This window comes from Streptomyces sp. NPDC057654 (assembly GCF_042800135.1).
In the GTDB taxonomy this organism is placed as follows: Bacteria; Actinomycetota; Actinomycetes; order Streptomycetales; family Streptomycetaceae; genus Streptomyces.
The window spans coordinates 1-9,569 of the sequence record NZ_JBHVHQ010000045.1 but is presented as its reverse complement, the minus strand read 5'-3'; the positions used below and the strand labels follow the sequence as shown (position 1 = coordinate 9,569).

The 9,569-nt window shown below is 71.7% G+C and carries 8 protein-coding genes and 1 pseudogene; 8 read left to right on the top strand and 1 reads right to left on the bottom strand.

Annotated features, from left to right (window positions below; translation table 11 throughout):
- Positions 1-333 precede the first annotated feature (333 nt).
- Positions 334-993 carry a peptide deformylase gene (gene def / locus ACFU99_RS06485; protein ID WP_384386666.1) on the bottom strand — a complete coding sequence of 220 codons (660 nt, stop codon included), beginning with the start codon at positions 991-993 and terminating at the stop codon, positions 334-336.
- A gap of 96 nt (positions 994-1,089) precedes the next feature.
- Here def and ACFU99_RS06480 point away from each other — a divergent pair, with 96 nt between their 5' ends.
- The 8 genes and pseudogenes from ACFU99_RS06480 to ACFU99_RS06445 form a co-directional block, all read left to right on the top strand.
- Positions 1,090-1,737: a winged helix-turn-helix domain-containing protein gene (locus tag ACFU99_RS06480; protein WP_384386663.1), complete on the top strand. Its 648-nt coding sequence runs from the start codon at positions 1,090-1,092 to the stop codon at positions 1,735-1,737.
- 235 nt (positions 1,738-1,972) lie between these two features.
- Positions 1,973-2,392, top strand: a complete 420-nt coding sequence (locus ACFU99_RS06475; RefSeq protein ID WP_384386661.1) for a cysteine/serine endopeptidase inhibitor — start codon at positions 1,973-1,975, stop codon at positions 2,390-2,392.
- A gap of 143 nt (positions 2,393-2,535) precedes the next feature.
- Positions 2,536-3,546: a LacI family DNA-binding transcriptional regulator gene (locus ACFU99_RS06470; RefSeq protein ID WP_384386658.1), complete on the top strand. Its 1,011-nt coding sequence runs from the start codon at positions 2,536-2,538 to the stop codon at positions 3,544-3,546.
- A 124-nt stretch (positions 3,547-3,670) separates the two neighbouring features.
- Positions 3,671-5,056, top strand: coding sequence for an extracellular solute-binding protein (locus ACFU99_RS06465; RefSeq protein ID WP_384386655.1), 1,386 nt, complete (start codon positions 3,671-3,673; stop codon positions 5,054-5,056).
- The gene (locus tag ACFU99_RS06460; protein WP_384386653.1) at positions 5,056-6,021 is read left to right on the top strand and encodes a carbohydrate ABC transporter permease; all 966 of its coding nucleotides are present in this window, start codon (positions 5,056-5,058) and stop codon (positions 6,019-6,021) included. Before ACFU99_RS06465 ends, ACFU99_RS06460 begins: the two co-directional genes overlap by 1 nt.
- Positions 6,021-6,902 (top strand): carbohydrate ABC transporter permease, encoded by an 882-nt coding sequence (locus tag ACFU99_RS06455; RefSeq protein WP_384386650.1) that lies wholly within the window; start codon positions 6,021-6,023, stop codon positions 6,900-6,902. Before ACFU99_RS06460 ends, ACFU99_RS06455 begins: the two co-directional genes overlap by 1 nt.
- A gap of 75 nt (positions 6,903-6,977) precedes the next feature.
- Positions 6,978-8,552, top strand: coding sequence for a glycoside hydrolase family 13 protein (locus ACFU99_RS06450; RefSeq protein ID WP_384386647.1), 1,575 nt, complete (start codon positions 6,978-6,980; stop codon positions 8,550-8,552).
- A 47-nt stretch (positions 8,553-8,599) separates the two neighbouring features.
- Positions 8,600-9,569, top strand: a pseudogene (locus ACFU99_RS06445) (glycosyl hydrolase); the annotation flags it as partial.

The following is a 9,569-nucleotide window of genomic DNA, read 5'->3' as shown; positions in this document are numbered from 1 at the left end:
TCCGTCCGTCCCAGTGCCAGGCGGCGAAGGGGTCGCCGGGCGCGCCGTCCGGGTCGCCGAGGAACACCGACGGCGAGCCCTCGGCCTCGACCCGGCCGTCCCCGGCGACATGGAGCCGCAGGCTGGGCGCGACGGCGTCCGGGGCCGAGCGGTGCTTTCCCATCCGTACCACCAGATCCGTACCGCCCAGAGGACTCCCGAGGCGTCGGCGCGCTCCAAGGCCCGTCACCCGTCACCCGTCACGATGCCTCGAACCTCCCGCGCCCCCGTGCCCGCCGCCACCGCTGCTCCGCCATCCGGCGAGGTCGGTTCGGCCCTCTGGGGGGCCGCGCATCAGCTCAGATCGGCGGCCTTGGCGGCGCGCCGGGCGTAGACCTCCTCGCGGCGGTTCTCCATCTGGCGCAGCGCCTCCTTGCGATCGCGCTTGGAGAGCCGGTCGAGGTAGGTGTGGCCGAGGAGATGGTCGCACTCGTGCTGAAGGCACCGCGCGAAGTAGCCGGTCCCTTCGACGACGACCGGCTCGCCGTCCTTGTCGAAGCCCCGCACGACGGCGCGGTCGGTGCGGGGGACGGGCATGGTCGCGCCCGGCACGGAGAGGCACCCCTCGTGGTCGTCGATGAGCCGGCGGTCGCTCGCACCGGGCAGTTCCAGAACCGGGTTGGCGATGTGGCCGACGTGCCGGATTCCGTCGTCGTCCGGGCAGTCGTACACGAAGAGCCGCAGGTCGACGCCCACCTGGTTGGCCGCGAGGCCCGCGCCGTCGGCCACGTACATCGTCAGGAACATGTCGTCGATCAGCGCCGACAGCTCGGCGGAGCCGAACTCGGCCACCTCCCTGCACCGGCGGCCGAGGACCTCTTCGCCGATCTCCGTGACCCGGCGCGCCGAGCCGCGTCGCGCCTCCTCGGGCAGCGACGGGTACGAGTCGACGGGCTGTCCCTGCACGCGCACGCGCCGGTCGAGGGGGTGGGACGGGTCGTGATGAACGGACATGGCGGTGGTCTCTCCCCATATTTCGCGTGCAGCGTGCAGCGTGCGGCGTGTTGTCACAGCTTGCCAGGAGCTTTGCAAAGTAGCAGACTTTGCAAAGTGACTGAAGACGATCTCCACGCCAGGCCCGGCCGGACCCGCGATAGCGGCAGCGACGGTGACGGGGGCGAGGGCGGTGCCGGACTGCGCGAGCACGAGGTCCGTACCGCCCTGCTGGCCCTGCTGGCGGAGGTCGGCACCGTCACCGCGACCGAGGCGGCGGCGCGGCTCGGCTACAGCTCCGGACTCTGCTCGTTCCATCTGCGGCAGCTCGCCCGCCACGGACGGGTGGAGGAAGCCCCGCACAGCGGGGGACGCGCCCGGCCCTGGCGGCTGCGGCGGCGCGCGTCCGGCGCCGACGACGCCGAAGCCGACGGCGGCGCGCCCGCGGGGGAGTTCAGCGATCTGGCCCGCGGGCTGGAGGACGAGAGCTGGCGGCGGTGGCTCGCCCAGCGCGATCAGGCGCCCGACGAGTGGCGTCAGGACGAGGCGTTCAGCGCCGTCGCCTATCTGACGCCCGACGAGATGAGCCGGGTCGCGGCCGTTCTCCGGCGGGCGCTCGCCCCCTACCAGGACCGCGAGCAGCGCCCGCTGGCCCGCCCCGACGGGGCTCGGCCCGTGGCCCTCATCTCCCGGCTGTTCCCCCTGCTCCCCGAGGCGGAGGGGGAAGGGGAGGACGACGTGAAGGGTGAGGCGCGCGGCGGCTGAAGCGCCCGAGAACGCGCGGTCCGGGGGAGCGGAGACCAGACCTCCGTTCCGGGCCAAATTCACCGAACATATCCGCTAGTTCAGGACAGTTGTGCCCATTGAGGGTTGTGAGGCGGCCGGAGTCCGTGACACTCATGTGCTCGGGAGAGCACCGAGAACCACCGCCTCCCGAGCAACGGCACCTGCCCGAGCACCACCCCGGAACGACCCGGATGAACTCGGATGAGGAGAAGCCATGCGCGCATCCCTGCGCTGGAGATCCACGGTCTGCGGCGTGATCGCCGTCACCGGCATAGCCCTCGGCACCGGAACGGCCCACGCCGACATACCTATTGGCAAGACCATGACCGGCAAGATGACCTATTACAACGACAAGGGCTACGGCGCCTGCGGCACGTATATCGACCCCACCGCACAGGACTTGGTGGCCGTCTCCGCCGCGTGGTGGACCTCGGCCAACCCCAACAACGACCCGCTCTGCGCCGGGATAAAGGTGCAGGTCACGTACAAGGGCAAGACCATCACCGTGCCGGTCCGGGACAAGTGCCCCTCCTGTCCTTCGACGCATATAGACCTCGGCCAGGCGGCGTTCCGCAAGCTGGTGCCCGCGGGCACCGACATGGTCCCGCAGGTCAATTGGAAGTTCGTGCGCTGAACCGGTCCCTGCCGGCCGTACTGAGGCAGCAACTCGCGTAACGGCCGCCCGGATTCGCCCGCCGTTCAGGACCGCTCGCAAGCCGCGCACGGAGTGCAACACTGGCGCAAGTAGCGTGCAAAACTTGCGCTAGTGTTGCGTGTATGACGCGACGACTTGCGCTGGTGGCGAAGAAGGTGGGCGTCTCCGAGGCGACCGTCAGCCGGGTGCTGAACGGCAAGCCCGGAGTCTCGCAGGGCACCCGGCAGGCGGTGCTCACCGCGCTGGACGTCCTCGGCTACGAGCGGCCGACGCAGCTGCGCGGCGAGCGCGGCAAGCTCATCGGTCTGGTGCTGCCCGAGCTGTCGAACCCCATCTTCCCCGCGTTCGCCGAGGTCGTCGGCGGCGCCCTCGCCCAGCGCGGGCTGACCCCCGTGCTCTGCACCCAGACGCCGGGCGGCATCCAGGAGACGGACTATGTGGACCTGCTGCTCCAGCAGCAGGTCTCCGGCGTCGTGTTCGCGGGCGGCCTGTACGCGCAGGCGGACGCGGCGCACGACCACTACCGGCTGCTGCACGCCAGGAACCTGCCGGTGGTGCTGGTCAACGCGCCGATTCCCGGGCTCGACTTCCCCTGCGTCTCCACCGACGACGCGGTCGCCGTCGAGCAGGCGTGGCGCCACCTCGCCTCCCTCGGGCACGAGCGGATCGGCCTGGCGCTCGGCCCGTCCGACCATGTGCCCTCGCGGCGCAAACTGGCCGCCGCCCGGGCCGTGGCGCGGGCCGCGGGCGCGGAGCTGCCGCCGGAGCGCGTGGTGCGCGGGATGTACTCGATGGAGGGCGGCCACGCGGCGGCCTCCCGGCTGCTGGACGCCGGGGTGACCGGCATCGTCTGCGCCAGCGACATCATCGCGCTGGGCGCGGTGCGGGCCGCCCGCCGGCGCGGGCTGCGGGTTCCCGAGGACGTATCGGTGGTGGGGTACGACGACTCGCCGCTGATGACGGTCACGGAGCCGCCGCTGTCGACCGTACGGCAGCCGATCGACGCGATGGGCCGTACCGCGGTGCAGCTGCTGACGGCGCAGATCGACGGCAGGGAAGTCGTCCGCGACGAGATCATGTTCGAGCCGGAGCTCGTCGTACGCGGCTCGACGGGCCCGGTTCCGTCGAACTGAGGGATTCCCGCCTCACCGCTGTCAATATTTTGCAAGTCCTGCGTGACATATTGCCCTCTCCTGACCTCGGTGCTTGAGTGTGCGCCACCGCTCACCGCATCGCCCACGCCAGAGGGGTCCACCGATGTCACCCACGCCGTCCACGAGAAGCCGTTCCCTCGCCCTCGCCTCCGCCGCCGTTCTCGCCCTCGCCGCCCTGACCGCCTGCGGCACCAGCAGCGACAGCGGCGGCGATGACGACGGTGCGCCGGGCGGCAAGGTGAAGCTCTCCGTCAACGGGCAGCCGCCCACGACGCAGGCGTTCGAGCGCAAGCTCTTCGACAAGCATGTGCGCCAGTTCGAGCAGGCCAACCCTGATATCGACATCGTCCCCCACGAAGGCTTCATGGACCCGAAGACCTTCAACGCCAAACTGGCGGGCGGCAAGCTGGAGGACGTCTTCTACGTCTACTTCACCGACACCCGCGGCCTGATCGCGAAGAAGCAGGCGGCCGACATCACCGACTACATCAAGGACATGCCGCACCGCGGCGACGTCCAGGACGAGCTGATGAAGGTGTTCCAGGACGAAAGGGACCGCCAGTACGGCCTGCCGACCGCCAACTACTCCATGGGCCTGCTCTACAACCGCGCGCTGTTCGAGAAGGCCGGGCTCGACCCGGACAAGCCGCCGCGGACCTGGGCGGAGGTGCGCGCCGCGGCCCGGCGGATCGCGAAGCTCGGCGACAACACCGCCGGCTACGCCGACTTCTCCAAGAACAACCAGGGCGGCTGGCACTTCACCGCCGAGCTGTACTCGCGCGGCGGCCGGATGGCCACCGAGCGGAACGGGAAGTGGAAGGCCGCGTTCAATTCGGCGGCGGGCCGGGCCACCCTCCAGGACCTGCACGACATGCGCTGGGAGGACGACTCCATGGGCAGCAAACAGCTGCTCCAGGCCGAGGACGTCCAGCGGATGATGGGCAGCGGCAAGCTCGGCATGTACGTCTCCGCCGCCGACAACATCGCCGTCATCGCCAAGCAGTTCGGCGGCAGGTACCAGGACTACGGCCTCGCGCCCGTACCCGACGCCAAGGCGACGCTGATCGGCGGCGAGGGGTACATGGTCAACCCCAAGTCCTCGCCGAAGAAGATCAAGGCCGCCGTCAAGTGGCTCCAGTGGAAGTTCCTCGACCCGGAGCTCGTCGAGCGGAACATCAAGGACAACCTGGCGGCCAAGCTCCCCGTCGGGCTGCCCATGCCGCCCACCCCCGACATCTGGAAGGGCGCCGTCCGCGACCGGGTAGAGAAGGCCAAGCACACGTACGCCAACGTCCCCGTCGGCAACTACCAGTCCTTCATGGAGGCCGCGCCCCGCATCACCGGCCTGATCGAACCCCCGGAGGCCCAGCAGGTCTACGCCGCGCTCGACAACGCGATGCAGGCCGTCCTCACCGACAAGGACGCCGACATCGACGCGCTTCTCGCCACGGCCGAGAACAAGGTCGACCAGATCTACAGCGCGTTCTGATGGCCACCGCGCCCGCGCTGGAGCTGACCGTGCCCCCGTCGCCCCCGTCCCCGCCACCGGCCGCCGCCGAGAAGGAGCGCCGCGCCGCCCGCCGCCGCCGTGCGCTGCGCGAGCACCTGACCGCGTACGGATTCCTGTGCGCCGCCGTGGCCGTCTTCGCCCTCTTCTCCTGGTGGCCGATCATCCGCAACGTGCTGCTGAGTTTCCAGCACGTCAACTTCGCCACCGGCAACACCTGGGCGGGCACGGCCAACTTCGAGAAGCTGTTCCGCGACCCGCTGCTCGCCACCGCGTGGCGCAACACCGCGCTGTTCACCGCCTACGCCCTGGTCCTGGGCTTCCTCGTGCCGTTCCTCACCGCCGTGCTCCTCAACGAGTTCCGGCACGCCCGCGCCTACTTCCGCGTCCTCGTCTACCTCCCGGTGATGCTCCCGCCGGTCGTCGTCGCGCTGATGTGGAAGTGGTTCTACGACCCGGGGCCGGGGCTCCTCAACGAGGTGCTGCGCACCCTCCACCTGCCGGCATCCGGCTGGCTGGACTCCACCTCCACCTCACTGGTCTCCCTGGTGATCGTCTCCACCTGGGCCAACATGGGCACCGCCACCCTGATCTACCTGGCCGCCCTCCAGACCGTCCCCGGCGAACTGTACGAGGCGGCCGAACTGGACGGCGCGAACCTCTGGCAGCGGCTGCGCCACGTCACCATCCCGCAGACCCGGTTCGTCCTCCTGGTCCTCCTGCTGCTCCAGATCGTCGCGACGATGCAGGTGTTCACCGAGCCGTACGTGATGACCGGCGGCGGCCCCGACGACTCCACCGTCACCGTGATGTTCCTCGTCTACCGCTACGCCTTCGTCTACGACGACTTCGGCGCCGCGAGCGCGCTCAGCCTGCTGCTCCTCCTCGTCCTCGCCGCGTTCTCCGCCCTCTACCTGCGCGCCACCCGCGGCGCCAAGGAGGACTGATGGCCGCCTCGACCCGGACGCTCGTCCGCCCCGGCGTGCTGCGCACCCGGAAAGGGAAGCTCGTCTACTGGTCGGTGCTGGCCGTGGCGCTGGCGCTGTTCACCGTCGCCTTCCTCGTCCCGCTGTACTGGGCCGCGACGGGCGCGATGAAGTCCTCGGCCGAACTGGCGCAGAGCCCGCCCACCTACGTCCCCGGGCACTGGCACCCCGAGAACTACGCCCGCGCCTGGCGCGAGATGGACCTCACCCGCTACTTCCTCAACACCGTGCTGCTGGCGGGCGGCGCCTGGCTCATCCAGCTCGCGGTGCAGGTCCCCGCCGCGTACGCGCTGTCCAAGCTGCGGCCCCGGTTCGGGAACGCGGTGCTCGCGCTGATGCTGGTCACCCTGATGATGCCCGCCACCGCGCTGCTGGTGCCCGCCTACCTCACGGTCGTCGACGTGCCCCTCGTCAACCGGAACCTGATCAACAGCCCCAGCGCCGTCTGGCTGCCCGCCGCCGCCAACGCCTTCAACATCTACCTCCTCAAGAACTTCTTCGACCGCGTCCCCGACGAACTGCTGGACGCCGCGCGCATCGACGGCTCGGGCCCCGTCGGCACGATGTGGCGGATCGTGCTGCCGCTGTCCCGGCCGATCCTCGCCGTGGTGTCGATCCTCTCCGTCGTCGCCGCGTGGAAGGACTTCCTCTGGCCGCTGCTCGTCCTGCCCGACCCGGCGCGGCTACCGCTCAGCGTCTTCCTCCAGCGCGTCGCCCAGGACACCCCTCTCAACAGCCTGGTGGCGGGCCTGGTGATGGCCTCGCTGCCGCTGATCGCGCTGTTCCTGGTCTTCCAGCGGCAGATCATCGCGGGCCTCGGCGCGGGCGGCCTCAAGGGCTGACCCGCCCCCTCCGACCGCCCGCGGGCATGTGCCCGGACCCGTACGTCCGTACGCTCCGTAGGAAAGGACCCCTCCTTGCCCCGCACGGACTGGTGGCGCACCGCCGCCATCTACCAGGTGTACGTACGCTCCTTCGCCGACGGGAACGGCGACGGCACCGGCGATCTGGCCGGGGTCCGCGCCCGGCTGCCGTATCTGGCGGAGCTCGGCGTGGACGCGCTGTGGTTCACCCCCTGGTATCTCTCGCCGCTCGCCGACGGCGGCTACGACGTCGCCGACTACCGCACCGTCGATCCGGCCTTCGGCACCCTCGCCGAGGCGGAGCGGCTCCTGGCCGAGGCGCGCGACCTGGGCCTGCGCACCATCGTGGACATCGTGCCCAACCATGTCTCGGACCAGCACCCGTGGTTCAAGGCGGCGCTCGCCGCCGGGCCCGGCTCACCGGAGCAGGAGCTGTTCCACTTCCGGCCGCCCTCCGCCGAGCCGCCGAACGACTGGGTGAGCGAGTTCGGCGGCGTCCCCTGGTCGCGCACCGAGAACGGCCAGTGGTACCTGCACCTCTTCAGCCCCGAGCAGCCGGACCTCAACTGGGCCCACCCGCACGTGCGCCGGGAGCACGAGGACGTGCTGCGGTTCTGGTTCGAGCGCGGCGCGGCGGGCGTACGGATCGATTCCGCGGCGCTGCTCGCCAAGGCCGACGGTCTGCCCGACATGCCCCGCGACGGCGACAGCGGCGGGCATCCCTTCCACGACCGGCCCGAGTTGCACGGCGTCTACCGCTCCTGGCGGCGGCTGGCCGAGGAGTACGGGGCCGTGCTGATCGGCGAGATCTGGCTGCCGGACCCCGAGCGCTTCGCCCGCTACCTGCGCCCCGACGAGCTGCACACCGCCTTCAACTTCGACTTCCTGGCCCGCCCCTGGGACGCGGCCGAGCTGCGCGCGTCCATCGATCTGACGCTCGCCGCGCACGCCCCCGTCGGCGCGCCCGCGACCTGGGTCCTCGCCAACCACGACGTGACCCGCACGGTCACCCGCTACGGGCGGGCCGAGGACACCGGATTCGCCTTCGAACGCAAGCGTTTCGGGGTCCCCGCCGACCTCGCCCGCGGCACCCGCAGGGCGCGCGCCGCGGCGCTGCTCACCCTCGCCCTGCCCGGCTCCGTCTACCTCTACCAGGGCGAGGAACTGGGGCTGCCGGAGGCGGAGATACCGCCCGAGCTCGTGCAGGACCCGATGCACGCCCGTTCCGGCGGCGTCGATCCGGGCCGTGACGGCTGCCGGGTGCCGCTGCCCTGGCGCGCGGGCGGCGACGGCCCGAGCTGGCTGCCGCGCCCGGCGGGCTGGGAGCGGTACGCGGCCGAACGGCAGGCCGCCGACCCGGACTCGATGCTCGCGCTCTACCGCACCGCGCTGCGCGCACGCCGCGCCTTCCAGGACGCGGGCCCGCTGCGCTGGCTGCGTACGGACGTACCGCACGCGCTGTCCTTCGCGCGGGAGCTGCCGCACGGCGGCGGCAGCGTGCTGTGCGTCGTCAACCTCGGCCCGGCGGACGCGACGCTTCCCGCGCACGGTGAACTTCTGCTGGCCAGCGGCCCCTTGACGCCAGAGGGCGCGCTGCCGCAGGACACGGCGGTCTGGCTGCGGGGCTGACCGCCTCGCGGCACGGCCGCCGCCCGCCTCCCACAGAAGGGAATGTCATGGGCACAACAGAACGTCGCGCAACAGACAGCAGCACGCACCGCACCAGAGCCTGGCGGCCCGTACTCGCCGCCCTGCTCGGCACCGGACTCATGCTGACCGGCGGCCACCCGGCCGCCGCCGGAACCGCGCCGGACCACGACAGCGCCAAACCGCTGCCCGTCCGCCTCACCGGCGACGCGGACGCCGACCGCGCGCACGACGGCGACCCCACCTCGTACGCGAAGGGCAGCACGTCCCACTGGGTAGGGGCCGACCTCGGGGCCACCCGCCGACTGGACCGGGTCGAACTCCGGCTGCCGGGAGCCGCCCAGCGGATCCAGCTCCAGGGCTCCGACAACGGCCGAGACTTCGTCGACCTCTCCGACGCCCGCGCCCGCCGGGGCAAGGTCACGCTGCCCCTCGGCGGCGCACCGCTGCGCCACCTCCGCCTCGCCGGAGCGCAAAGGGTCGGCGAACTCGCCGTCTACGGAGCCGTATCGGGCGACACCACACCCCCGAAGGCGCCGCGCGGCGTCCGCCTGGACGGCACGACGCTGCGGTGGGAGCGCCCCCCGGAAGCTGCCGGGTACGACGTCTACGCCGACGGCCGACTGCGCGCCGGCCTGCCCGCCACGGCCATGAGCTGGCAGGACACCATGGTCCCCGGCGGCACGGAGCACACGACCGCGTACACCGTGCGGGCCAGGGACGCGGCGGGCAACGCGTCCCCCGACAGCCGTACGGCCTCGCGCGCCGTCGCGGCGGGCAAGGGCTCCACACGCGCCGCGTTCACCCCGCCGAGCGGCAGGCCCGTGCCGGGGCCGGGCCCGAAGCGGGGCAAGGCGGCGACCGGCGCCACCATGCCGTACCGGACCGTCGAGGCGGAATCCGCCGCCACCGGCGGCGGCGCCCAGGTGATCGGGCCCAACCGGAAGATCGGCGACCTGGCGGGCGAGGCGTCCGGTCGCAAGGCCGTGACGCTCAGGG

Excerpts from the sequence above, each read along its gene's own strand:
- ACFU99_RS06455 (WP_384386650.1), top strand. The coding sequence starts at position 6,021 with ATGGCCGCCTCGACCCGGACGCTCGTCCGCCCCGGCGTGCTGCGCACC.
- ACFU99_RS06460 (WP_384386653.1), top strand. The coding sequence starts at position 5,056 with ATGGCCACCGCGCCCGCGCTGGAGCTGACCGTGCCCCCGTCGCCCCCG.
- def (WP_384386666.1), bottom strand. The coding sequence starts at position 993 with ATGTCCGTTCATCACGACCCGTCCCACCCCCTCGACCGGCGCGTGCGC.
- ACFU99_RS06465 (WP_384386655.1), top strand. The coding sequence starts at position 3,671 with ATGTCACCCACGCCGTCCACGAGAAGCCGTTCCCTCGCCCTCGCCTCC.
- ACFU99_RS06470 (WP_384386658.1), top strand. The coding sequence starts at position 2,536 with ATGACGCGACGACTTGCGCTGGTGGCGAAGAAGGTGGGCGTCTCCGAG.
- ACFU99_RS06475 (WP_384386661.1), top strand. The coding sequence starts at position 1,973 with ATGCGCGCATCCCTGCGCTGGAGATCCACGGTCTGCGGCGTGATCGCC.